This is a genomic window from Lysobacter sp. M2-1, from assembly GCF_022662495.1.
GTDB lineage: Bacteria > Pseudomonadota > Gammaproteobacteria > Xanthomonadales > Xanthomonadaceae > JAKPBU01.
Window position 1 is genome coordinate 1,602,161 of record NZ_JAKPBU010000001.1, and the last position, 24,136, is coordinate 1,626,296.

Annotated in this window: 22 protein-coding genes and 3 pseudogenes; 12 read left to right on the plus strand and 13 right to left on the minus strand. The window is 67.4% G+C overall.

Annotation, left to right across the window (positions count from 1 at the left end; translation table 11 throughout):
- Positions 1-100: 100 nt before the first annotated feature.
- The gene (locus MC375_RS06975) at positions 101-907 is read right to left on the minus strand and encodes a sterol desaturase family protein (protein WP_242102571.1); all 807 of its coding nucleotides are present in this window, start codon (positions 905-907) and stop codon (positions 101-103) included.
- 95 nt (positions 908-1,002) lie between these two features.
- Between MC375_RS06975 and MC375_RS06980 the strand changes: the two genes are divergently transcribed.
- Entirely contained in the window at positions 1,003-2,037 is a 1,035-nt protein-coding gene (locus MC375_RS06980; protein ID WP_242102572.1) for a helix-turn-helix domain-containing protein, read from the plus strand.
- A 122-nt stretch (positions 2,038-2,159) separates the two neighbouring features.
- Here the strand turns inward: MC375_RS06980 and MC375_RS17790 are convergent.
- A pseudogene (locus tag MC375_RS17790) lies at positions 2,160-2,318 on the minus strand (hypothetical protein); the annotation flags it as partial.
- 512 nt (positions 2,319-2,830) lie between these two features.
- On the minus strand, positions 2,831-3,145 hold the full coding sequence (locus MC375_RS06990) for a hypothetical protein (protein WP_242102574.1): 315 nt from the start codon (positions 3,143-3,145) through the stop codon (positions 2,831-2,833).
- Positions 3,146-3,352: 207 nt separating this feature from the next.
- Between MC375_RS06990 and MC375_RS06995 the strand changes: the two genes are divergently transcribed.
- A complete protein-coding gene (locus MC375_RS06995; protein ID WP_242102575.1) occupies positions 3,353-4,423 on the plus strand; it encodes an oxidoreductase in 1,071 nt (356 codons plus the stop codon).
- Between the two features lie 103 nt (positions 4,424-4,526).
- Here the strand turns inward: MC375_RS06995 and MC375_RS07000 are convergent, their stop codons facing one another.
- From MC375_RS07000 to fabR, 5 genes are all read right to left on the minus strand, one after another.
- The gene (locus tag MC375_RS07000) at positions 4,527-6,083 is read right to left on the minus strand and encodes an alpha-N-arabinofuranosidase (protein ID WP_242102576.1); all 1,557 of its coding nucleotides are present in this window, start codon (positions 6,081-6,083) and stop codon (positions 4,527-4,529) included.
- 282 nt (positions 6,084-6,365) lie between these two features.
- Positions 6,366-6,746, minus strand: coding sequence for a hypothetical protein (locus MC375_RS07005; protein ID WP_242102577.1), 381 nt, complete (start codon positions 6,744-6,746; stop codon positions 6,366-6,368).
- A 297-nt stretch (positions 6,747-7,043) separates the two neighbouring features.
- On the minus strand, positions 7,044-8,984 hold the full coding sequence (locus MC375_RS07010; RefSeq protein ID WP_242102578.1) for a serine hydrolase domain-containing protein: 1,941 nt from the start codon (positions 8,982-8,984) through the stop codon (positions 7,044-7,046).
- Between the two features lie 117 nt (positions 8,985-9,101).
- Complete coding sequence (locus MC375_RS07015; RefSeq protein ID WP_242102579.1) at positions 9,102-9,620, minus strand: adenine phosphoribosyltransferase; 519 nt, start codon at positions 9,618-9,620, stop codon at positions 9,102-9,104.
- A 45-nt stretch (positions 9,621-9,665) separates the two neighbouring features.
- A complete protein-coding gene (gene fabR, locus MC375_RS07020) occupies positions 9,666-10,319 on the minus strand; it encodes an HTH-type transcriptional repressor FabR (protein ID WP_242102580.1) in 654 nt (217 codons plus the stop codon).
- A 114-nt stretch (positions 10,320-10,433) separates the two neighbouring features.
- On the opposite strand from fabR, the gene MC375_RS07025 reads away from it, so the two are divergent.
- From MC375_RS07025 to MC375_RS07050, 6 genes and pseudogenes are all read left to right on the plus strand, one after another.
- Entirely contained in the window at positions 10,434-11,531 is a 1,098-nt protein-coding gene (locus tag MC375_RS07025; protein WP_242102581.1) for a ferredoxin reductase, read from the plus strand.
- 8 nt (positions 11,532-11,539) lie between these two features.
- Positions 11,540-12,664: an acyl-CoA desaturase gene (locus tag MC375_RS07030; RefSeq protein ID WP_242102582.1), complete on the plus strand. Its 1,125-nt coding sequence runs from the start codon at positions 11,540-11,542 to the stop codon at positions 12,662-12,664.
- Positions 12,665-12,858: 194 nt separating this feature from the next.
- Positions 12,859-14,667 (plus strand): M14 family zinc carboxypeptidase, encoded by a 1,809-nt coding sequence (locus MC375_RS07035; protein ID WP_242102583.1) that lies wholly within the window; start codon positions 12,859-12,861, stop codon positions 14,665-14,667.
- Positions 14,668-14,939: 272 nt separating this feature from the next.
- A pseudogene (locus MC375_RS07040) lies at positions 14,940-15,271 on the plus strand (thioredoxin family protein).
- A 207-nt stretch (positions 15,272-15,478) separates the two neighbouring features.
- The gene (locus MC375_RS07045; RefSeq protein ID WP_242102584.1) at positions 15,479-16,264 is read left to right on the plus strand and encodes an EF-hand domain-containing protein; all 786 of its coding nucleotides are present in this window, start codon (positions 15,479-15,481) and stop codon (positions 16,262-16,264) included.
- A 178-nt stretch (positions 16,265-16,442) separates the two neighbouring features.
- On the plus strand, positions 16,443-16,847 hold the full coding sequence (locus MC375_RS07050) for a host attachment family protein (protein WP_242102585.1): 405 nt from the start codon (positions 16,443-16,445) through the stop codon (positions 16,845-16,847).
- Between the two features lie 9 nt (positions 16,848-16,856).
- Here the strand turns inward: MC375_RS07050 and MC375_RS07055 are convergent, their stop codons facing one another.
- Together MC375_RS07055 and MC375_RS07060 are read right to left on the minus strand one after the other, a co-directional pair.
- A complete protein-coding gene (locus tag MC375_RS07055; RefSeq protein WP_242102586.1) occupies positions 16,857-18,137 on the minus strand; it encodes an APC family permease in 1,281 nt (426 codons plus the stop codon).
- A 400-nt stretch (positions 18,138-18,537) separates the two neighbouring features.
- Positions 18,538-19,032, minus strand: a pseudogene (locus tag MC375_RS07060) (pyridoxamine 5'-phosphate oxidase family protein); the annotation flags it as partial.
- Positions 19,033-19,309: 277 nt separating this feature from the next.
- Between MC375_RS07060 and MC375_RS07065 the strand changes: the two are divergent.
- Complete coding sequence (locus MC375_RS07065) at positions 19,310-20,008, plus strand: AIM24 family protein (RefSeq protein ID WP_242102587.1); 699 nt, start codon at positions 19,310-19,312, stop codon at positions 20,006-20,008.
- Between the two features lie 86 nt (positions 20,009-20,094).
- On the opposite strand, the gene MC375_RS07070 is transcribed toward MC375_RS07065, so the two are convergent.
- The 3 genes from MC375_RS07070 to MC375_RS07080 form a co-directional block, all read right to left on the minus strand.
- Positions 20,095-20,991 (minus strand): dienelactone hydrolase family protein, encoded by an 897-nt coding sequence (locus MC375_RS07070; RefSeq protein WP_242102588.1) that lies wholly within the window; start codon positions 20,989-20,991, stop codon positions 20,095-20,097.
- Positions 20,992-21,119: 128 nt separating this feature from the next.
- Positions 21,120-21,449, minus strand: coding sequence for a metalloregulator ArsR/SmtB family transcription factor (locus MC375_RS07075; protein ID WP_242102589.1), 330 nt, complete (start codon positions 21,447-21,449; stop codon positions 21,120-21,122).
- 18 nt (positions 21,450-21,467) lie between these two features.
- On the minus strand, positions 21,468-21,839 hold the full coding sequence (locus MC375_RS07080) for a rhodanese-like domain-containing protein (RefSeq protein WP_242102590.1): 372 nt from the start codon (positions 21,837-21,839) through the stop codon (positions 21,468-21,470).
- A 137-nt stretch (positions 21,840-21,976) separates the two neighbouring features.
- Here MC375_RS07080 and MC375_RS07085 point away from each other — a divergent pair, with 137 nt between their 5' ends.
- The 3 genes from MC375_RS07085 to MC375_RS07095 are packed head-to-tail and all read left to right on the plus strand — an operon-like array spanning position 21,977 to position 24,105.
- Positions 21,977-23,266, plus strand: a complete 1,290-nt coding sequence (locus MC375_RS07085; protein ID WP_242102591.1) for an FAD/NAD(P)-binding oxidoreductase — start codon at positions 21,977-21,979, stop codon at positions 23,264-23,266.
- A 33-nt stretch (positions 23,267-23,299) separates the two neighbouring features.
- Entirely contained in the window at positions 23,300-23,851 is a 552-nt protein-coding gene (locus MC375_RS07090) for a cytochrome b (protein WP_242102592.1), read from the plus strand.
- Positions 23,852-23,889: 38 nt separating this feature from the next.
- On the plus strand, positions 23,890-24,105 hold the full coding sequence (locus MC375_RS07095) for a DUF2892 domain-containing protein (RefSeq protein WP_242102593.1): 216 nt from the start codon (positions 23,890-23,892) through the stop codon (positions 24,103-24,105).
- The last annotated feature ends 31 nt before the right edge of the window (positions 24,106-24,136 follow it).

The window sequence follows — 24,136 nt, forward strand, 5'->3', positions numbered from 1 at the left end:
AGGGGTGCGCTCGCGTCTTCCGACGCCCTGAGACCGGACGCACGGCCTGCCGGCCGACCCGGCGCGGTCAACGCCCGCAGTCGGCCGGGAGCGAAGCGCCTCAGCGTTGCTGCATCGCTGCGCCGGCGATCGCCGGCGTTGACCCGGACGCCTGCGGCGGCGGCTCGGCGATATCGCGAAACAGCAGCATGTCGCCGATCCGCAACGACGCGCCGTCGTAGAAGCCGGTCGCAGGCACGAAATCGCGCGGATTGTGGAAGGTGCCGAACAGCAGATCGAACACCGGCAGGTTCGCGTAGTTGTCGCGATGCACCCCGGTGGCGTGATGGTACGAATGGCTCTCGGGGCGCTGCACGAAGTAGCCGAGCCAGCGCGGTGTGCGCACATTGGCATGCTGCAGGATTGCCAGCAGCGTCAGGAGCAGCAGCACCACGGTCGCTGCCGCGGGGGTGATGCCGACGACGACGGTCAGGGCGAAACTCGACACCGCGCTCCAGCCGATCATGTCGGCAGGGCTGAACCAGAACGCGCCGAACGTGTCCAGCCGCTCGGCGCTGTGGTGCATCTGGTGCAGGCCGCGCCACAGGATCGTGCTGCCGTGCATGCTGCGGTGCCAGGCGTATCCGCACAGTTCGTACACCAGCAAGCCTGCCAGCGCACCGCCCCAGGTGCCCAGGGCGCTCAGGTCGAACAGCTGCAGCGGCAGCAGGTACTCCGTCCACAGCAGCGGCAGGTACGACGAGAGCAGGAAATAGACGGCGAAGGCCGCGAGCCCACGCAGCTGCCAGCCGCGCGCGGCGGGCAGCTGCCGGGCCGGAAGCAGGAATTCCCACAGCATCAGCGCGGCGTAGATCGCCAGCACCGTCAGCGAGATGGGGTCGAACAGCAATTCAAGGATCGATGGCATGGCCGTGGCCTGTCTGGTTTACTGGGGCAGGCACGTTAGCCCCGGTACCCTCGACCGGATCAAGCCGATTCGGCAGCGGAAAGGACATTTCGGCCATGTCGCCCGATCCGCAGCAAAAAACCGTCGCCATCCTCGCGATGCCCCAGGCCGGCGCCTCGGTCATCTACGGCATGTACGACCTGTTCCGCTCCGCCGGGCGCGACTGGCAGCTGATCGTGGAGGGAACGCCGGGAGCCGGCGTCCTGCAGCCGGTCGTGGTCTCGGCCGACGGCGCGGCGATCGCCGTGGTCAACGGGGTGCAGGTGGTACCCGAGGCCTCATTCGATGACATTCCGATCCCGGACATCGTCTGCGTGCCGGAGGTGGCGGTGCATCCGCACGAACCCCTGGCGGGACGATTCGATGCCGAGATCGACTGGCTCAGGCGCTGCCATGCCCACGGCGCGATTCTCGCGTCCGCTTGTTCGGGCGCCCTGTTGTTCGCCGAGGCCGGACTGCTGGACGGTCAGGAGGCGACCACGCATTGGGCGTTCTGCGATGCGCTCGGCGAGCGGTTTCCGACCATTCGCATGCGCCCGCGCAGTGCGTTGATCGCCTCCGGCGAGGGCCAACGCCTGGTCATGGCCGGAGGCGGAACGTCGTGGGCCGACCTGACGCTGTATCTGATCGCGCGCGCCGCCGGTGTGGAAATCGCCATGCAGGTCGCGCGGGTCAATGTCATGGACTGGCATACCGTCGGGCAGCAGCCGTACGCGCAGCTGGCGCGCACGCGCCAGGTCGAGGATGCGGCGATCGCGCGCTGCCAGGTGTGGCTGGGCGAGCATTACAACGAGCCGGCACCGGTCGCGGCGATGGTGCGCCTGAGCCGCCTGGCCGAACGCACCTTCAAGCGTCGCTTCGAACACGCCACGGGACTGTCGCCGCTGGAGTACGTGCATACCCTGCGCCTGGAGGAAGCCAAGCACCTGCTGGAGACGGGCGAAGAACCGATCGAAGCGGTGGCCAATGCGGTCGGCTACGAGGATGCGGGGTTCTTCGGCCGGCTGTTCAAGCGCAAGGTCAACCTGACGCCGGCGCAGTACCGGCGGCGTTTCGGATCGATGCGGCGGATGCTCGAAAGCGGGCCTTGAGATGCGTGACCGTGTTTCGCTGGCATCCGGCCGGGCATGGGAGATGGGCTGACAACCAATCCGGTGCCAACGAGGCGCAGCGGACATCGCCAGCGCGTCCGCACGACGATGGCTGCTGGCGATCAATGCCGCATGCGGCTCGCGCGTTCGGCGATCGCCTTGAGTTCGGCGCCCGAAAGCTGGCCGTCATCGTTGGAGTCGAGCCGGTCGAAGTGCTTGGCGATACGCGGCAGGCTGGCGTCGGCTTCGGATCGCGAAATGAGCCCGTCCTGATTGGCGTCCGCGGCCACCAGGCGTTCCTGCACGGCGGCGGGATCGGGGCGCGACGATGGCTGGGTCTGGGCCATGGCAGAGATGGACTGGGCGAACACGGCATAACCGACGAACAGACGCATAACGGAGTTCATTGCGGGATCCTGGACATGAACAGTGGGGTTGGCCGTCCTTGGCCGGGTGGGCCCGGCGGTCGCCACACGATGGGCGCGAGGGGTCGCCGATGCGTGCCTATTGCTGATTGCTCAATTCGCGCGCTGCGCGAACCGGAGGTTCGATCGCCGGGGTGGAAATACCCTATCGCCGCCCCCCGCAGCCGGCGCTGCCCATGCGTCAGCGGATGTGTCGCCTCAGGCCGACTGAAACACCTGCTTACAAAGCCGATGGAGAATGCGCCAGCCGGCAGCGCGCGAACGCCCGGACCATCGCCAGGCGCCTGCGAAAGAAGCCTCCGAGGAGGGGCTTGTCCGTCGGCGTCGGTGCCGCGCTGGCTGCAACGCCATGCGAGGCCCGCGGACGATTAGGACCCGCCGTTCCGGCGCTTCGATGCGCGGCGTTGCCACCAGCGTTCGAGCGCATCGAGCGCGCGTCCTGTCGGGCGGCGGAGAAACGGCAGATCCTGCGCCAGCAGCAGCACGCCCAGCGGCAACATCCACACTCCGAGAATCGGCAGGAACGACAGCACGCCGCCGAGGATCAGGACGATCCCCAGCGGAATGCGTACCCAGCCCGATGCGGGTTTTCTCACCCACCCGAGGAACCGGCCGAACGGCCCAGGCAAGGCCTGTTCCAGGCGTTGGTAGCGCTGCTCGAATTCGTCGTCTCGCTCGTCCATCGTTCCGGATTCCGACCCTGCAGTGCAGGGACGAGAGTTTGCCTGTTATGTGTAGACAGGGTCAGGTCCGTTCATTTCGCAAGCGCGAGCTCGCAGCCGACGGGCCCGGGGGAACGGACCCACGCATGGGTTCGCGTCGATTGCGGAGCCTGACCACCGCCTTCATCGCCCGCCGCTATCTTGTCATCTCCCGAGCACCCGATCCCCATGAATCAACACACCGCTCAAGTCCATGTTGCCCTGATTGGTTACGGCTTTGCCGGCCGCACCTTCCACGCGCCGTTGATCCAGTCGGTGCCCGGCCTGTCGCTGGCGCTGGTCGCTTCGCGCGATGCGGGCAAGGTCCGGGCGGACCTGCCGGATATGGAGGTGATCGGCGAGCCGCTGCAGGCAGCAACCGATCCGCGGATCGGGCTGGTGGTGATCGCCTCGCCCAATCACACCCACGCGCCGCTCGCGCGCGCGGCGCTCACGGCGGGCAAGCACGTCGTGGTCGACAAACCATTCACTCTCGATCTGCGTGAGGCCCGCGAACTGGTGACGCTGGCAAGGCGGCAGGACCGGGTGTTGTCGGTGTTCCAGAACCGGCGCTGGGACAGCGATTTCCTGGCGGTGCGCGAAGCGATCGATGCGGGTCTGATCGGCGAGGTGGTCCATTTCGAATCCAGGATCGAGCGTTTCCGTCCCCAGGTCCGCGCGCGCTGGCGCGAGCAGGCCGGCCCGGGCAGCGGCCTGTGGTGGGACCTGGGGCCGCACCTGGTCGATCAGGCGCTGCAGTTGTTCGGTCTGCCCGACACGGTGCATGCCAGCCTCACCGCGCAGCGCACGGGTGCGACAACCGACGATTGGGCGCACGTCGTACTCGGTTTCGGCACGCGTCGCGCGATCCTGCACGCAGGCATGCTTGCGGCCGGAAGCGTCGCGCGTTTCATCGTGCATGGCTCGAAGGGCAGCGCGGTCAAGCAGCGCCCCGACCCGCAGGAGGCGCAGCTACTCGCAGGCGTGCGTCCCGGGGCCGCACGCTGGGGCCTCGATGACGACGCCCTGCAACTCCATGACGGCAGCGGCATCCAGCTTCGACCGGCGCCGCGCGGCGACCAGGCGCGGTACTACCTGTTGTTACGCGATGCGGTGCTGGGCATCGGAGATAACCCGGTGCCCCCGGCGCAGGCGCTTGCGGTCATGGCGGTGCTGGAGGCCGCTGCGGCGTCCGCGGCGCAGGGACGCACCCTGGCGCCGGCATTGACCGAAGAGGAACGCGCGGCGTTCGGGGAATGATGGACGCGGAGGCGCGCTGTTGCAGCGCGCGTCACTCGGAACCCCATGGAACTCGCCATAGCCAGCCCGGAGGCCCGGAGCGCCACGGACCGCACGCGCCGATTCAGTCGAGTCTGACCACCACCACCGACTTGGCCGGAAGCGCCAGCCGGAGTCTGCCGTCGACCAGGCGCGCACCGGAGTAGGGTGCGGGCGCCAGAGCGGCGGGCTGACCGGGCACGTTGTGGGCATCCATCCTGTCCGCCGTCAGGACTTCCCCCGACACGGCCTTGACCTGCAGCCCAGCCAGATCGATGTCCAGATCGACGCTGTCCCGTGGCGCCATGTTGGCGATGCCGATATGGATCTTCCCGTCGGCGCCGCGTGCGGCCGACGCGCTGACGGCGGGCACCGGGATGCCATCCACGACGGCATTTGGGGTGGTCAGGTCCAGCGGGAGCGAGGTCGCCTCCTGGAACGGCACGTACATGCGAAAGGCGTGGTACGTTGGCGTGAGCGCGATCTTGGCGCCGTCGGTCAGGATCACCGACTGCAGCACGTTGATGGTCTGGGCGATGCTGGTCATGCGCACGCGGTCGGCATGCCGGTGGAAGATGTTGAAATTGACCGCCGCGAGCACGGCATCGCGCAGGGTGTTCTGCTGGTAGAGATAGCCGGGATTGGTGCCCTTCTCGACGTCGTACCACGTGCCCCATTCGTCGACATACAGGCCCACCCGCTTGTCCGGGTCGTGCTTGTCCATGATCGCCGAATGACGGCCGATGTAGTCGTCCATCTTCAGGGTACGGGCGAAGGTATCGGCCCATTCCTTCGCGCTGAAACCGGTGGCGGGGCCTTTGACCTTCCAGTCGCCGGTGGGCAGGGTGTAATAGTGCAGGCTCAGCGCATCGAAGGCGTCTGCGGCGTTCTCCATCAGCACCTGTGTCCATCGCGTGTCGTCGCCGTTGGGACCGGTGGCCACGCGCAGGCCCGTGTTGTCCTGGTTCTTGTGGAAGAAGGCGCTGAAGCGGCGAACTTCGTTGGCGTAGTACTCGGCGGTCATGTTGCCGCCGCATCCCCAGTTCTCGTTGCCGATCCCCCACAGCGCCACTTTCCACGGCTTGTCGCGCCCGTTGCGGCGCCGCTCCTGGGCTAGCGTGTCCTGGCCGGGCGAGGTCATGTATTCGATCCATTCGCGCATCTCCCGCGGCGTCGAGCTGCCGACATTCACCGAGACATAGGCTTCGGCCCCGATCTGCTCGACGAAATCCATGAACTCGTGGGTGCCGAAGGCATTGGTTTCCGGTGCGTCGCCCCACCAGTTGTTCTTGCGGACCGGCCGCTGTGCACGCGGGCCGATGCCATCGCGCCAGTGGTACTCGTCCGCGAAGCATCCGCCGGGCCAGCGCACCAGCGGCGTCTTGAGCGCTTTCAGCGCGGCGACTACGTCGCTGCGGATGCCGCGCACGTTGGGAATGGGGCTGTCCTCGCCCACCCAGATGCCATCGTAGATTCCGCCGCCCAGATGCTCGGAAAACTGGCCGTAGAGGTTGCGGCTGATCTGCGGTCCAGGCTTGTCGGCATGCAGGATCGCCTTCGCCTGAAGCGTCTCTGCGATCGCTGCGTGGGTGCTCAGGCCCAGCGTCAGTGAGATGACGGTCACCGCAAGTGCCTTGAGCATCGAATCCTCCTCGTGTGTCGGCGCAGGTCTGCACACGGATTGGATACGTTTTTGCGCGTTTTATCCAGCGCCGCCGCCATATCGTGATCGCGCATGAACAATGCATTCGACATGTTGCACAGACATATATCGTTTGCCGCGGGCGCGTATATGGAATCTGGATACGAACGCCGCCTCGAGGCAGGTGCCACGGGCCAACAACGGGCTTGGGAATTTCGGAGCTCTGCTCGACCGTCCGCATGATCGCCAGACGCATGGCTGGGCGGCGGCTTTCGCCGCGACTCACTTCCGCTTCGACTTTCTCTTCGGCTTGCGCTTCGCAGCCTGCTTCTCCGCCGCTTGTTGCGCGCGGACCCGCTCGATTTCCGCGGGTAATTGGCGTTCCAGCAGGGCGAGCAGATCGGCGGCCGCGTCGCTGTCGATGGGCCCGCCCCGCAGCGAGGTCGCGGTGACGCGGGTGGCGGTGACGGTGTCGCCGCTGGCCAGCGGCAAGCCCCGCGTGATCAGCAGGAACGGTTCGCCCCGGTAACGCACCGAGTACAGATCCATCATCTGCGAGCGACCGTCGTACACGGCGTCGGGCAGGCGCACGACGATCTGGCCCACCGCATTCCAGGTATCCAGTTTGTCGGCTGCAAGGACGAACTCTCCGCGCGTGCGCATGGGGGTTACCGGTGCAGCCGCTGCTTCGGCCTGGGCGGGTTCCGGTGCAGGTCGGGTCGCGCAGGAGGCCAATGCGATCAGCAACACAGCTGCAGCAGGAAAGCGGGTGTGCATGCAGGCGGAGCGATCAAGTAAAGGAGGCGCTGCAAGTCTGTCCATGGCCGATGCAACGCGGTGTAAACAGCAGCGATGCGTCGCGCCCGACCGCACGGGCGCCCAGTGGCGCTGCGGGCCAACCGCGGGCAGATGCGTGGAAACGATCGAGCGGCGGCGCCAAGCGTGCGGATGACGACGGACTCAGCTCCACATCCGCAGTGGCATCAGTCCCCACCCTGCCAGCACCGCAGCGAACTGCAGCACGGCCAGCATCGACACCACATCGATCCAGGCCAACGCGCGCCATGGCCGGCGCGGCAACATCAGCGCCAGCCCGGCCAGCATTGCCACCGGCAGCAAACCGGTCACCGCGGCAAGCAGGCCACTGGCCGGGGTGAGATCGCCGAGCTGCAGGAACGACTGTTGCAGGAACAACGGCAGCGGCAGCAACAGCGCGGCAACACCGAAGAACGGAACGATCGCGGGATGCGACCATGCAGCGCGTCGCAGTGCGACCAGGCGCACGATACCGGCCACCAGCAGCCAGGCCAGGCCCAGCAGCCCGGCGACCAGGCTGATCCACAGCGGCATCAGCCTGGAGAGCGACACTTGCTCATAGTTCTGCGTGCCGGTGCTGATCGCGCGCCTGCCTTCGGGTGTCGCCACAAACGCGTGCGAGGCGATCACCCGGTCCTTGGCGCGGAACAATGCGCCGCCGGCAGGCGTCAGCGCGACATCCTCCGACTGGAAAGGCTCGAGACGTAATCCGCTCCCGTCGCGGGCGACGCGCAGGAAGTTCAGCGTCGTGTCGAGCCAGGCGAGGCTCGCGAAGCGGTTGGGCGAGGGCACGTAATAGCCTTCCCACGCGCGCGTATCGACCCGCGTCGCCGCCGGTTGCCGTGCTGCCGGGGCCTGCACGCGCAGCGCCTCGATCAGCAACCGGTCGAAGCGTCCATAGTCCGCTGTTTCGTGATCGGCGTTGTGCGCGACAAAGAACGCGCGCTGCTGTTCCGGGAACAGGCAGAGCATGGCGCGATAGCCGACGGTACTCCCGCCATGACATTTGCCGACCGCACCATGCCGGTCGCGCAGCGCCATGCCCAGGCCATAACCGACGCGCAAGCCGGCCACCGCGGCTTCGGTGGTGCTCGCCCGTCCCATTGCCGCCAACAAGGTGCTGTCGACGAACGGACGTCCGTGCACGCTGCCATCGCCCATCAGGAAACTGGCGAAGCGCCCCATGTCTGCGGCCGTGGTGGTGAACTGCGTGGCTGGCCGCACATATGTGGGCACCGCGGCCTGGCGCTTCCCGTCTTCGAAATGGCCCATGGCCAGGCGCGGATCGGCATGCGGCCCGTCCTGGGTAGTGAAGGCGAAAGTGCTGTCGTGCATGCCCAGCGGCCGCAGCAGATGCGTTTCCAGATAGGTTTCGTAGCGCGCACCGGTGACCGCCTCGATCACCATGCCGAGCAGGGTGAAGCCGGTGTTCGAATACGAATGACGGCTGCCGGGCCGGCTGCGCACGCGCAGCGGGCCGCGCCCGCGAAAGGCATCCGCCAGCGGCGTGTCGGCGTTGGGCTGCAGGCTGAAGACCTGGGAAAAACGCGCATCGTCCAGCCCGGCCGTGTGATCGAGCAGATGGCGGACAAGCACCGGATGGCTGGAAGACCACGGATTGTCGAAGATCATTCCGGGCAGCAGTTGCGACACCGGCGTTTCCAACGCGAGCCGGCGCTCGGTGACCAGGCGCAGCACCCCGGTCGCCAGCAGTGTCTTGGCCACCGAACCGACATGGACGCGCGCATCGGCGCGCAGCGCCTGGCCCGTGCGTGCGTCGGCAATGCCCGCGGCACCGGTGGCGATCGTTCCCTCCGCCACGGTCGACCAGACCGCGCCTTCAAGCCCCTGGGCCCGCAGCTGCGCAGCCATCGCTTCATGCAGGCGCGCGCTTGCCAGCGGGGTCTGTGCATCCGACGTCCAGGGCATCAGCAGCCCAAGCAGGAGCACGGCCGTGAACGCCGGTACCCGCATCACGTGCGCCAGGCAGAGGTGGAAGGGGTGCCGTGCATGGAGCGGCAGCTGAGTGGTCTCATGCCGCCAATGTCGGGCCGGCCCGATCCGCTGTCCCGTGTCCGAGGTCATGGTGCGATGCGTTGCGTATGCGGTGACCACGCGGCCTTGCGGCGAAAAGGTCGGTCATCGCGGCCGCACTCAGCCGCATCGCCGCGCAATCCGGGATGCGGTGCAGCGGCAGTCGCGCTACATCACCAGCGCCGCATGCAACGGGGCGTTGCCGTTCCAGCGCCCGCGTCCGCCCAGTGCGGCCAGCTCGATCAGCACCGTCGCGCCCACGACTTGCGCCTGCAACTGTTCGGCCAGGCCGTGCGCCGCAGCCAGGGTGCCGCCAGTGGCCAGCACGTCGTCCACCAGCAGAACGCGCGCGCCAGGGGGCAGGGCTTCGGCCTGCACCTGCAACGCATCCTGGCCGTACTCCAGCGTGTAGGCCTGTGCCAACGTGGGCCCCGGCAGCTTGCCCGGCTTGCGCACCGGCACCAGCCCCGCGCCCAGCGCCCGCGCTAACGGCGCGCCCAGCAGGAACCCGCGCGCCTCGATGGCCAGCACCGCATCGATCCGTTGCGTTCGCCAGGGTGCGGCCAGCGCGTCGATCGCCGCGCCGAACGCCTGTGCATCGGCAAGCAGCGGGGCGATGTCCCTGAAGACGACACCCGGCTTGGGGAAATCCGGCACGTCGCGAATCAGTCGGGTCCAATCGGTCATGCAGGGCGCCCGCGGGAAAGCGCCATCATGCCGCGCCTGCGGCGCTCATGTCTGGGGGCGCGTGCCCGCACCCAGGGCGCGCGATCCGGCCAGGATCATCCGCACCATCTGGGTGAGCTGCGCAATCAGCTCCCGGTCGCGTTCGGCCGGCAGATCCATGGCGGTGGCGCCCATCGCGAACACCAGGCGGGTGATGGCGCGTGCGACCAGCCTGGGTTCATGCAGGGCGACGCCATCTGCGCGGCTCAGCCGCAACAGGTCGGCGTGCAGTTCCTCTTCGAAGAAGGTCAGCTCGCGGTCGACGGCTTGCTTGAACGCATCCGATCCCACCGTGCCCTCGCGCAGCAGCACGTGCAGCAGCTTGTCGTCGGCGCGCACCTGCTCCATGAAGGCCTCCACCGAACCGCGCACGATGCTGCGACGGGTGCGCGCGCGCTGGCGCGCTTCGCCGACGATCCGGCGCAGCGACTCGCCCGCCAGGCCGATCAAGGCCACGGCCAGCTCATCCATGTCTCGGAACTGGCGATAGAAGCTGTTGGGTGCGATCCCGGCCTCGCGCGCTACCTCGCGCAGGCTGAGCGTGGACACGCTGCGATGCGGGCCGATCAGGCGCAGCGCTGCGGCGAGGAGGTCCTCGCGTGAAATCCCGGTCTTGCGGGCAGAGGCCAGGTCGGTGTCCGGGGGAGGTGGAGGGTTCACGGGCTCAGGCTGTGACGTCGATCCGGCTTTGGAACCTGAAGCTACACGTGATCGTCTCGACGCACGAATATACATGTGTATACACAGTTGTGTTTCCGCCTGTATAGTCCTCGCATGACCACTCTGACCCTGCTTTCCGCCCCCTCCAGCCTGCCGCGCCGCCTGCTGGCGCCCGTGGTGGACCCGAAGGTGTTCGATTTCTGGGCCTCGCGGGTGCATCCGGCCTGGTCGTGGGCACGTCCGCTGGCGCAGATCGTCGAGCGCCACCGCGCCAGCGCCGATGCCGTGACCCTGGTGCTGCGCCCCAACCGTCATTGGACCGGCTTCCGGCCGGGGCAGCACGTGAACCTGGGAGTGGAGGTCGATGGCATCCGCCTGACCCGCAGCTACAGCCCGAGCGCCGTGCCGGGCAGAGGCGGGCGGATCGCGATCACCGTGCGCCAGGTCGACGGCGGCAAGGTCAGCACCCAGCTGTGCCGTGACGCCCGCATCGGCGACGTCATGGAGATCGGCCCTGCCTTCGGTGCCATGACCCTCGATGATGCGCCGGCCTGCCCGAGGCTGTTCCTGGCCGCTGGCAGCGGCATCACTCCGCTCATGGCGATGCTGCGCCAGCGCACGGCGCAGCCGATGCCGGCACCGCTGACCCTGGTGTACTGGGCGCGCCGACGCGCCGAGTTGTGTTTTACCGACGAACTGCGTGCACTGGCGCAATGCGACGCCGGATTCCGGCTGCATTTCGGACTGACCGGCGAAACGCCGGACCAGCCCGACGAATTCACCGGACGGATCGATCCGGCGCTGCTTGCAGCGCTGGTGCCCGACCTGGTGCTACAGCGCGTCTACGCGTGCGGGCCCGGCGGCTTTGTCGACGCTGCACGCGCCGCCTGCGCGACCGCGCAGGCGTTCGATGCCGAAGCGTTCACTCCGCCGCCGCGCGCGAGCGATGAATCTGGCAGCGTGCAGGTCACCCTGGCGCGCAGCGGCCGTGTGCTGGAACTGCCACGCGGCGAACCGCTGCTGACCGCGCTGGAGGCGCAGGGCTTCAAGCCGGCTTCCGGGTGCCGCATGGGCATCTGCAATACCTGCGCTTGCGGCAAAGCGTCCGGCAGTACCCGCCATCTGCATACCGGCATCGCCGAGCACGAGCCAGTGTCCGCCCTGCGCCTGTGCGTGAACGGCGCCGCCAGCGACCTCGTCCTCGATCTGTGAACGCCACCATGACCTCGAACCGCAATCGCGCGCTCAGCGTCGCCGAACTCGAATCCTTCGGCGCCGAGCTCGATGCCGTGCGCGCACGCACCGCCGCCACCATCGGCCAGCGCGATGCCATCTATATCCGCCGGATCGTCGCGGCCGTGCGCTGGACCGGCTTCGCCGGACGCGCGCTGCTGATGCTGGGCGCCGTCGGCGGCGCGTTCCTGCCGGCGCTGCTGTGGCCGGCGTGCATCGCCGGCATGGTGCTGCTGGGGCTGTCGAAGATCCTGGAGAACATGGAGCTGGGCCACAACGTCATCCACGGCCAATACGACTGGATGCGCGATCCGCAGCTCGATGGCCGCACCTACGAATGGGACATCGCCGGCACCAGCGAGAACTGGCGCCGCTCGCACAATTTCAAGCACCACACCTATACCAATGTGCGCGGGCTCGACGACGACATCGGCTACGGCCTGCTGCGCATCTTCCCCGAACAGCGCTGGCGTCCGTTCTACCTGCTGCAGCCGGTGGTCGCGGTGGTGTTTGCGGTGCTGTTCGAGTGGGGCGTGGCGATCCAGGAGCTCAAGCTCGGGCGCTGGTTGGCCGGCAAGATGAGCACGGCGACGCTGCGCAAGAAATTCCGCCCGGTCGGGCGCAAGATGCGCCGCCAGATCGTCAAGGACTACGTGCTGTTTCCGCTGTTGGCCGGCCCGTTCTTCCTGCCGGTGCTGCTCGGCAACATCGGCGCCAACATCCTGCGCAACCTGTGGACCTACATGATCATCTTCTGCGGCCACTTCACCGCGGACGTGGAAACCTTCCCCAGGGAATCGATCAAGCACGAGTCGCGCGGTCAATGGTATGTGCGCCAGCTGCGCGGGTCGTCCAACATCGGCGGCGGTCGCTGGCTGGACCTGCTCTCGGGCAACCTGAGCCACCAGATCGAACATCACTTCTATCCGGACATCCCGGCCAACCGCTACGCGGAGATGGCGGTGGAGGTGCGCGCGATCTGCGCGCGCTACGGCCAGCACTACAACACCGGCTCGCTGCCGCGCCAGTTCGGACAGGTGATCTGGCGCATCCTGCGACACGCCTTTCCCAGTCGTCCGCCGAGACGGGCGCTGGTCGCGCAGGCCGCATAAGGCGCCGATCTCCGCGTTGCCAGCGTTGGCAATGCGGCGATGATTTCGCGATGTGCTCGAGCTGTGACGGCGCGCGCCGTGCCGGAGCGAGAAGCACTGCCGAGACAGGCTTGCGCCTTGGGCACGTCTGGTCGAATCCGCAGGTGATCGGGATACGATGCACTGCCACCAGCCGGATCCGTTGAGGAAGCGCAATGACCCTGCATACCCTTGCCGAGCAAAGCCAGTTTCATCACACCGGGCGACTCGACGAGGTCGATGCGCTGTGCGCGGCGTTCGTCGCGCGCTGGCCCGACGCGGCGCGCAGTTTCGTCTACGGTCGTTCGGCCGAAGGGCGGCCGATGCGCGCGCTGGTGGTATCGCGCAGCGGCGCGCTGACGCCCGAGGCGCTGCGCGAGCGCGGCGTTCCGCTGCTGATGATCCAAGCCGGCATCCATCCGGGCGAAAGCGACGGCAAGGATGCGGGCTTCGCCGCGCTGCGCGAACTGCTCGGCGGCGAGTGTCTGCTTGAGGTCGAAGCCGGGTCCCATATCGCCATGCATCCAGCTGCCGAGGGCCTGCTCGAGCGCATCGCCGTGCTGTTCGTGCCGGCCTTCAACGCCGACGGCCATGAGCGCTTCGGGCGCTGGAACCGACCCAACCAGGTCGGGCCGGAGGAAACCGGCTGGCGCGCCACCGCGCACAACCTCAACCTCAACCGCGACTACACCAAGGCCGACGCACCCGAGATGCAGGCCATGCTCGCACTGCTGCGCGAGTGGGACCCGCTGGTCTGCGCCGACATGCACGTGACCGACGGCGCCGACTTCGAACCGGATATCTCCATCCAGGTGGAGCCGGTCAATCAGGGCGATCCGCAGCTCCGCAACGACGGGATCGCGCTGCGCGATGCGCTGATCGGCAAGCTGGCGGCGCAGGGTTCGCTGCCGCTGCCGTTCTATCCCGACCTGACCGAGCCGGACGATCCGTCTTCGGGCTTCCAGCTCAGCGTGTATTCGCCGCGCTTTTCCAGCGGCTACTTCCCGGCGCGCAACCGGTTCACGGTCCTGGTCGAAACGCATTCGTGGAAGGATTACGCAACACGGATGCGGATCGCGCGCAACACGATCGTGGGCCTGGCCGAGCTGATGGCCGCGCGCGGTGTGCAGTGGCGCGCCGCCGTGCTCGATGCCGACGAGCGGGCGAGCCGCCTCGGCGGCGAGGAGGTCGAACTCGATTACGCCGCGGGCTGGCGCGAGCCCACGGCGGGCGAGGCTGCCGCGCCGGCGGAGGCGGGCGCCGAGGCCCAGGTCACCACGATCGAATTCCGCGGCTACGCGTATACCCGCGAGCTCTCGCCGATTTCCGGCGAGCCGGTGACTGTGTACGACCCGCGCACGCCGCAGGTCTGGCGGGTGCCGTTCCGCCGCAACGTGGCGCCGACGCTGAAGGTGCGCGCGCCGCGCGGCGGCTACGTCATCCCGCTGGCCTATGCGCCCGCGATCGGCGAGAAGCTGGCCCTGCACGGACTTGCGTTTCGGCCGTTGCAGCAGGACATCGCAGCGCTGGATGTGGAAGAGTTCCGCGCAACCCGGATGCGTTTTTCCGCGACCCCGTTCGAAGGCCGGATGCCGCTCAGCCTGGAGGGCCAGTGGCATCAACAGGCGCAACCAGTGGCTGCCGGCGCGCTGTTCGTGCCGATCGCGCAGCCGCGCGCACGGTTGCTCATGGCGCTGCTCGAGCCGCAGGCCCCGGACTCGTTCGCGGCGTGGGGCTTCTTCAATGGCCATTTCGAGCAGAAGGAATACATCGAGGACTACGTCACCGAGATCTTCGCTCTGAAGATGCTGGAGGAAGACGCCGCCCTGGCCGCCGAATTCAGGCGGCGGCTTGCGCAAGATGCGGAGTTCAGCGCCAATCCCGAGGCTCGGCGCGAATTCTTCCAGCGGCGGCACGCGTCCTGGGATGCGCGCTACGGCGTTTATCCGATCTACCGCACGGACAGCCTTCCTGTCCTGGCGTGAGCCAAGGGCGGCACACCGCGTGCTTGCGTGCGTCGCGTCCACGCCTTCGATACGGCGGCGCGCTTAGGATGCGGCTCCGACCCCCGGATCCGGAGCACGCCATGGCCGAGGCCACCCGTGAGGACATCGTCATCAAGCTCGACCAGATCGACACCGCACTGGAGGCGCCCGATGCCGACAAGGCGGCGATCCTGCGCGCGAGGACGCCGATACGCTGTATTTCGCCGAGCGCCTGCAGGCCATCCGCGTCCGCCACGGCGCCTGATCGCGCCATGCCGTTCACCGCACGCTACGCAAGCAGCGAGCCGACACCCGCGGAAATCGATGCGCTCACCGGCGACACGCTGCTCGAGTTCGGCGCGCCCTGGTGCGGACACTGCATTGCCGCGCAGCCAGCGATCGAGGCGGCGTTGGCCAGGCGCGACGTCCGGCACCTCAAGATCGAGGATGGACGCGGCAAGCCGCTGGGACGGTCGTTCCGGGTGAAGCTATGGCCAACCTGGTGTTGTTGCGCAACGGCATCGAATGCGCGCGTGCGGTGCGTCCCACGACCCTAGCGGAAGTCGGGAGCCTGCTGGAGGAGTGCCCCAGCGGCGGCGATTGAACATCTGCATTTCGCATTGCAGCACGAATGCACAACGCCTCCACACGATGACGACATCGCTGAATGCAGTTGTCTGAACGCATTCAACACTCGCGGCACCAGTACGCTGCAATATCACGGCGTGTAAAGGAACTCGCGTGCATGTTGTCGCCACCTGCGCAGGGGCGCGGGTTTCGATTCCCCTCGCGAACACACCGGAGATACAGAATGAAACTCCAGAACCATACTCTTGTCGCGCTCGCGATCGGCGCCGCGTTGGCGGCACCGGTAGCGCTTGCGCAGAACGCCAACGCCAATGCCAGTGCCAATGCTGGCGCGCAGGTGCAAGGCGCCGCCAATGCGCAGGTGCCAGATCCGGTGCCAGCCGCGGACCGCGCGGTCGAGCGTACCAGCGGCGCGGTACAGGACAGCACCCAATCCGCGCTGCAGGTAACCGAGCAGGTGCAGGACAAGGCGCACGACAAGATGCAGGACACCACGACTGCCCAGACCGACGACATGGACGATGCACAGGACGCCACGCAGGATGCACCGCCTGCACCGCCGACCCAATCGCAGGGCGCCGCCAATGCCGCCGCGCATGCCTCGGTCACCCAGCGCGATCTGTGGAATCGCCTCGATGCCGACAAGGACGGCATGATCAGTGCCACCGAAGCCGATGCGGATGCCGATTTCGATGGTCGCTTCGCGGCGATGGACAGCGACGGCGACGGATCGATCTCAGATGCCGAATACACCACCTATGCCAAGACCAGCCTTGCCACCAGTGGCGAACACGCCGCCGATCATTCCCAGGCGGCGATGACCAGCGTCTGGAGCAATTTCGACCAGGACGATGACGGCAAGCTGAGTGCGACCGAGGTGGAAGCCGACGCGAACCTCAAGGTGTCGTTCGCCGACATGGACGGCGACGATGATGGGTTCGTCACCCAGGACGAGTATCGCGATTATGCGATGGTCAATCGTAAACCGGCCGAGCCGGAGTCGCCGTAAACAACTAGGCTACAGACGTTGAGCAATCGGCCGGGGCGCGTTGCGCCCCGGCTTTGTTTTGCGCTGCACCATGGGTATGCGCTCGGCGCGGGCCAGATCGTGCGAATCCTCATGGACAATGCGCTGCCATAACCCTTCAGCCAGTACCGTATCTGCTTTGCTCCGAAGGAGACGTACGATGAACAACACGGTGGTCATTCCCCCAGGCACGCGCGTCGTGGTGGCCGATGGCGGCGGCGCGCGCATCCTGCGCAATGCAGGTAGCGATGGCGAACTGTCGCTGGAGCAGGTGGAACTGATCGACCCGGCGCAGCTGCCGCTGGCCACACCTGCGGGCAGCCAGCCGCCGGAGCAGAGCGGGGAGGAAGCCGAGGAAGCCGGTTTCGCCAAGCGGCTGGCGCAGCGTCTCAACGACGACGCGCTCAAGCACCGCTACGAGCATCTGGTGCTGATGGCCGATGCGCAGACGCTCGGCCAGATGCGGCCGCTCCTGCACAAGGAAACCCGGGCGCGGCTGCTCGCGGAGTACGACAAGAACCTGGCCAACTCGCCGCTGGAAGACATCGCGAGAGCGCTCTCCTGAGCGCGAGCGTCAGGCGGCGGGCTGGGGCCCCGGATTGGTGCGTCTGAAGCGGTACAGCACCGCACCGGACGCCAGTGCGATCGCCCCCGCCAGCAGGTTGACGGCGCTGGCGCTGGCGAGCAGGGCCGCCGCCAGCAATGTCGCGGCGATCGGAATCGCCGGACCACCGGGCAGCTGTAGCGCGGCCTCGCGCTCGCCATGACGACGACGCAGCACCAGGACCGAGAGCGCCGTGCCGATGTAGGCGCACAGGCGTGCCACCACCGACAGCAAGGCCAGCTGCACGAACGAGCCCGACAGCGCCAGCACCAGCGAAAGCGCGCCCACGGTCAGGATCGCCGGCACCGGCGTGCGGAAGCGCGGATGGATCGCGGCCAGTACGCGCGGGCCGTAGCCATCCATCGCCAGCGCATGCAGATAACGTGGCCCGAGCATCACCGTGTTGCTGTTGGTGCCCAGGATCGAGACCGCCGCGCCCACGGTCATCAACAGCGCCAGCCATCCGCCGGCGAAGCCCGACGCGGCTTCGGCCAACGGCGTCTGCGACCGGGCCAGGCCCGGCAGCGTGCCGAGCGCGACCCACTGCACGCTGAAATAGATCAGGGTGACCGTGGCGATCATCGACAGCATGGCGAACGGCACGTCGCGCTTCGGATTGCGGTACTCGCCGGCGGCGGCCGGCAGGTTCTCGAAACCCGCGTAGGCGAACATCAGCAGCAGCGCGGCTTCACCCAGGGCGCGCGGCGCGGGTGAGGAAGCCAGGGGCGCGGCCAGCGACATGTCCACGTGCCATGCGCCGATCGCCACGAACAGCAGCAACGGCAGGACCTTGGCGATCGACAGCAGCACGCCCGTGCGTGCGGCCGCGCGGACGCCGACCACGTTGATCGCCACCAGCAGCGCCAGGGAACCGGCGACGATCGCCACCCGCATGCCGCCGCTGGCGGCGTCGGGCCAGAAGTGGGTGACCGCTTCGGCCAGGCCATTGCTCAACGCCGCCGCGCTGGAAATGCGCGTAAGCAGCAGCATCCAGCCCACTTCGAATCCGATGAAGGGCCCGAACGCCTCGCGTGCATACAGATAGCCGCCGCCGGGCTGGTCGAAATAGCTCGCCGCCTGCGCGTAGCACAGCACCAGCAGGCTCACCGCCAGCCCTGCCAGCAGCACCGCCCACAGGCTCGAGGGTCCCAGCAGGGCCGCGGCCGCGGCGGGCAGCAGATAGATCCCGCTGCCGATCACGTCGTTGATTGACAATCCGTACAGCTGCCAACGGCCCACCGCCCGGCGCATGGTGGGCTCCGCCCCAGGCGAGATGGATGTGCGTGCCGGAGGACTCATGCGCGGCACGCTAGCACGATGCGCGGCGAGTCCGGCGGCCGCGCGCGGCGCACGGGCGCCGGTCGAATCGTTTCGTTTACATCTGGCCGGGGCTCGGCATTACGCGCCAGGCTCAGCGCGTGCGCACCGCACGCTTGGCCGTGGCAGCCTTCTTCGCCGTCTTGCGTCCCGTCTGCTTGCGTGGCCCGGGCTTGACGGCCGTCTTCGCCTTCTTCGCCGCCTTCGCAGGCTTGACGGGCTTGCCGGCGCCGCGCTTGCCGATCGCCTTCCTGGCTGGGGCCTTTGCGGTTCTGCTGCGCGCGCCGGCTCCGGGGCGATCGCTGCCCGGCGGCTTGCGGCTGCGTCCGGTGGCCACGTCGACGATCCGGTTTTCCGCCATCACATCGTCGTTGCCGGTCACGCTGGCGATCGCGAACGTGACCGCCTTGCCGATCCAGGTGCCCGGACCGTCCCAGTACTCCACCGTGCGCAGCGCAACCTCGATCAGCACCAGGTTCGGATCCTGTGGACCCTTGGGAAAGAACGCCTTCAGCGCATCGTTCCAGAACCGGTCGATCAGCGCCTGGTCGCGATTGATGCGCGCATCGCCCGCGGCCGAGAGGTAGGTGTTGGCATCCTTCGAGCTGTAGGCCACGTTGATCCTGGGATGGCGACGGATCTCGGCGACCTTGGGACTGTCCGCTTCGGTGAAGAACCACACGCGTTCGCCGTCGAACGAGGCCGCCTGCGTGGACAGCGGACGGCTCACCAGGTAGCCGCCCTGGCCAACGGTGGTCAGCATCGCGATGTCGATCTTTTCCATCAGCTTGGCGAGGTATTCGAGCTGCTGTTTGCGCGTGGTCATCATCGGCTCCCTGGCGGCGTGATGCCTGAGTTTGCGAATCCGTCGACGCGCGGCGCGTGAAGACGCGGGCTCATCCACTTCCGGATTAACAGGGTGAGCTGAAAAGTTCAGGCTGTCCGCCTCGCCGTTGGCGCAGACCTTGATGCGCGGCGTATCGCGGTTGGAACCTGCATGCACGCAGTCACCGATGGAACGCGGACTACACCGGGCCTCGTGGCGCCAGCTGGCGCCGGGGGGCGCATGCATCGTTAGAATCACACCCTTCGCACGGGAGTCGTCCATGGCCATCCAGTCGTTGCAGGATTTCATCGCCAGGTCGAAGGAGAAGGACGCCAGCGGCGAGGCCTTCGAGCTGGAAAGCCCGTACATGCTGGAAGTACGACTGGACGGCATGGTCTGGGCCAAGGCCGGCGCCATGGTCGCGCGCAAGGGCGAGGTGAAGTTCACGCGCCAGGGCGTGCTGGAACAGGGGCTGGGCAACCTGCTGAAGAAAACCATCAGCGGCGAAGGCATGAGCCTGATGAAGGTCGAGGGCCGTGGCCGGGTCTACCTGGCCGACGCCGGCAAGAAGATCACCCTGCTGCGGCTGGCCGGCGAGTCGATCTTCGTCAACGGCAACGACGTGCTGGCGGTGGAATCGGGCATCCGCCACAAGATCACGATGATGCGCAGCATGGCGGGCGCGATGTCGGGCGGGCTGTTCAACGTGCAGCTGTCGGGCAGCGGCATCGTGGCGATCACCTCGCACTACGAACCGCTGACCCTGCCGGTCGGCGGCGATGCCGGCGATGTCTACACCGATCCCAACGCGACGGTGGCCTGGTCCGATGGCCTGCGCACCGAGATCGTCGCCGACATTTCCTTCGGCACCCTGATCGGCCGCACCAGCGGCGAGACCGTGCAGATGAAGTTCAGCGGCAACGGCTGGGTGGTGGTGCAGCCCTACGAGGAACGGCCGATCCTGCAGCCCCAGACCTGAGCCGCGCGTCCCCGGCCGCGCAGGTCGGGGCTACGTCTCCGACGCAGGCATCGACAACCCCATCGCGTCGGCGCGGTAGCGCCGACCTACCGCAATGTGCGCTCGAACAGCGCCAGGGTGCGTTTCCACGCCTCCCGCGCCGCAGCGGCGTCGTAGCGCGGCGTGGTGTCGTTGTGGAAACCATGCTGCGTACCGTCGGGCTGATACACGGCATATTTCAATTTCGCCGCCTTCAGTGCCGCTTCGTACGGTGGCCAGGTCGCATTGACGCGCTCGTCGGTCTCGGCCAGCACCACCAGCAATTCGGCCTTGACCTGTTTCGCCTCCTCCGGCGCCGGAGCGGGGCCGTAGAACGGAGCCGCCGCATCCAAATCGCTCAACTGCGTCGCCAGCCAGTGCGACATGCCGCCGCCCCAGCAGAAGCCGACTACGCCAAGCCGGCCGTTGCCGCCATCGAGCTTCTTCGCGAAGCGCGCCGCGGCCAGGAAGTCCTGCTTGCTCTTGGCCTGGTCGAGCTTGGCGAATTCGGCGCGGGCCTTGTCCTCGTCGCCGGGATAGCCGCCGAGCGGGAACAGCGCATCCGGCGCGAAGGCGATGAAGTTCGCGACAGCAAGGCGTCGCGCCACGTCCTCGATATGCGGATTCAGGCCGCGGTTCTCATGGATCACCAGCACCACCGGCAGTTTGCCATCGGACCTGGCCGGCCTGGCGAGATAGCCGCGCGCCTTGCCGTAACCGTCGGGAGAATCGAAATCCAGATGCGAAGTGGCGATGCGCGGGTCGTCCGGCTTCACCTGCTGCGCCGCCGCGAACTGCGGCGCAAGCATCGCCAGCAGGCCGGTCGCTGCCGCCATGCCACCGGCGATGCGCGCGGTGCCGGACAGGAAGCCGCGGCGATCGATGTCGCCGTGCACGTACTGGTCGAACAGGCGCAGGACTTCCGGGTCGAAATCGCGTGCGGTGGGGCGTGGCATATCGGACATGGTCGCCTCGCGCGGGAGTCAGGATTACGGGAGCCTAGCCCAGCCGATGTTAGTGCCGCGCCAGCGGTCACGCGCGCGCGGTGTTCGACGGTGAATTGCGGATCGAGAAGCGCCGCGGCCGGCGCGGCTCAGCCGCGCGCGCCGCAATAGACGGCATGCAGGGTTTGCAGGATGCGCTCAGCGGGCCCGGGCGCGATCGAATACACGATGCTCTGCGCCTCGCGACGGGTGCGCACCAGGCCGTCGGCGCGCAGCACGGCCAGGTGCTGTGAGAGTGCGGACTGGCTCAGGTCGAGCTGTTCGTTGAGCTCGTTCACCGACCGCTCCGCCTCGACCAGCAGACACAGGATCATCAGCCGCTTCTCGTTGGCCAGGGCCTTGAGCAGCTGGGCGGCGTCGCCGGCGTGATCGCGCATCTGCTCGGCGTCGATGGGGGAACTGGCAGCGCGTCGCGCCATGTCCGCTCCGTTACGGTGTCAGTGGGCAGGTTCGGGCACATGCACCGGCAAATCGGCTTCGGCCCAGCCCATGATGCCACCGGCGATGGAGCGGACGTTGCCGAAGCCCAGTTCGCCCAGGGTCAGCGCCGCCAGCGCGGCGCGGCCGCCGCTGCGGCAATACACCACGACCGGCCGCTGCGGGTCTTCGAGCGACGGATGCGATCCGACCTGGAATTCGAGCACGCCGCGCGGAATGTTGACCGCGCCCGGCAGGTGCCCGGAGACGAACTCGGCGGGTTCGCGTACGTCGATCAGCACGCACGCGGCCTCGGCGGCGACTGCGTGCGGGGGGATTTCGACAATCCGATTGCGGGCCTCGGCAACCAGCTGGTCTGTGCTCGGGGGCATGAGTGGATCCTAAATATTAGTTGACACTAATATAAGCAAACCCTAAAGTAAATGCAAGCAGCGCGTCGCGGGCTTGATCAGGGTCAATACGGCCCTGGCTGGCTCCGACCAACATGAGCCATTACCGGAGGTCCGCCATGGCCAATATCGTCGTTCTGGGAGCAGGCCTGGCCGGCATGAGCGCCGCCTACGAGCTGCGCGACCGGCTGGGAAAGTCGCATCCGATTACGGTGATCGGCGACGGCGAGCGGTTCAGTTTTACGCCCTCCAATCCGTGGCTGGCGGTCGGATGGCGCCAGGCCGACGACTTCACGTTCGCGGTGGGCCAGTACCTGGCCAGGAAGGACATCGAGTTCGTACCGCATCGGGCCACGCGCATCGACGCAGCGGGCAACCGGGTCGAGACGGCCGATGGCCGCGCCTTCGATTACGACTACCTGCTGGTGTGTACCGGCCCGCGCCTGGCCTTCGAGGAAGTGCCCGGCACCGGGTCCGTATCGGGGCATACGCAGTCGGTCTGCACCACGCCGCATGCGCAGGCCGCATGGGAGGCCTACCAGGCCTTCCTCAAGGACCCCGGGCCGATCGTGATCGGTGCGGTGCAGGGTGCGAGCTGCTTCGGCCCGGCCTACGAGTTCGCGATGATCGTCGATGCGGACCTGCGCAAGCGCAAGCTGCGCGACAAGGTGCCGATGACCTTCGTCACCAGCGAGCCCTATATCGGTCACATGGGGCTGGGCGGGGTCGGCGATTCCAAGGGACTGATGGAATCGGAAATGCGCCAGCGGCACATCCAGTGGATCACCAACGCGAAGGTCAAGGAAGTGCGCGCGGGCGAGGCGCTCGTGGTTGAACACGACGGGCAAGGGCAGCCCACCGGCGAGCACACGTTGCCGTTCAAGTTCTCCATGCTGCTGCCTGCGTTCAAGGGCGTGGACGCGGTGGCCCAGGTCGAAGGGCTGTGCAATCCGCGCGGGTTCGTGGTCATCGACAAGCATCAGCGCAGCCCGCGCTACCCGAACATCTTCGCCGCGGGTGTGTGCGTGGCGATCCCGCCGGTGGAGGCCACGCCGATCCCCACGGGCGCGCCCAAGACCGGCTTTATGATCGAGTCGATGGTCACCACCATCGTGCGCAACATCCAGGCGGAACTGCAGGGCAAGCCCGCTGATTTCGAAGGCACCTGGAACGCCGTGTGCCTGGCCGACATGGGCGATACCGGCGTGGCGTTCGTGGCGCTGCCGCAGATCCCGCCGCGCAACGTGACCTGGACCAAGGTCGGCAAGTGGGTGCACGTGGCCAAGGTCAGCTTCGAGAAGTACTTCCTCTACAAGATGCGGCACGGCACCTCGGAGCCGATCTACGAGAAATACGTGATGAAGGCGCTGGGCATCGAGCGCCTCAAGAGCAACGGAAACGGCAAATAAGCCCCGTTCGCGACGAGCAGGAGAGACCCGGCCATGCAATGGAAGAACACCACCGATCGCTACGGCTCGCTGTCGATCGCGATGCACTGGCTGATGCTCGCGCTGCTGGTGGCGGTGTATGCATGCATCGAGCTGCGCGAGTTCTATCCCAAGGGCGGCGATCCGCGCGAGGCGTTGAAGCAGTGGCACTTCATGCTCGGGCTGGCGGTGTTCGCGCTGGTGTGGCTGCGGCTGGCCCTGCGGATGGCGGGAGCAGCGCCGCAAATCCGGCCCGCGATCGGCGTCTGGCAGCACCGCGTGGCGGTCGCCATGCATCTGGCGCTGTATGTGTTCATGCTCGCCATGCCGCTGCTCGGCTGGCTGCTGCTGAGCGCCGAAGGCGAGCCGGTGCCGTTCTTCGGCCTCGAGCTGCCGGCCCTGGTCGGCCCCGACCCCGCGCTCGCCGATTCGGTCGAAGAACTCCACGAAACCATCGGCACCGTCGGCTACTACCTCGTCGGCCTGCACGCGGCGGCGGCGCTGTTCCACCACTACTTCCAGCGCGACAACACGTTGCTGCGGATGCTGCCGCAGCGTCGGCGCTGATCAACGGCTTCGCCAACCCTTCTGCAAGGAGAACTGAAATGAGTCTGGACCGTGCCGTCATGGCCTTCGCGGGCGTGATGATCCTCATCAGCGTCGCGTTGAGCCAGCTGGTTTCGCCGTGGTGGTGGCTGTTGACCGCCTTTGTCGGCCTGAATCTGCTGCAATCGAGCATCACCGGCTTCTGTCCCGCCGCGATGCTGCTGCGCAAGCTTGGCGTCGGCAAGGGCGTAGCCCCGGGCTGCGGCTTCCGCTGATCGAAGCCAGAGAGCGAAGCACCGTCATGCC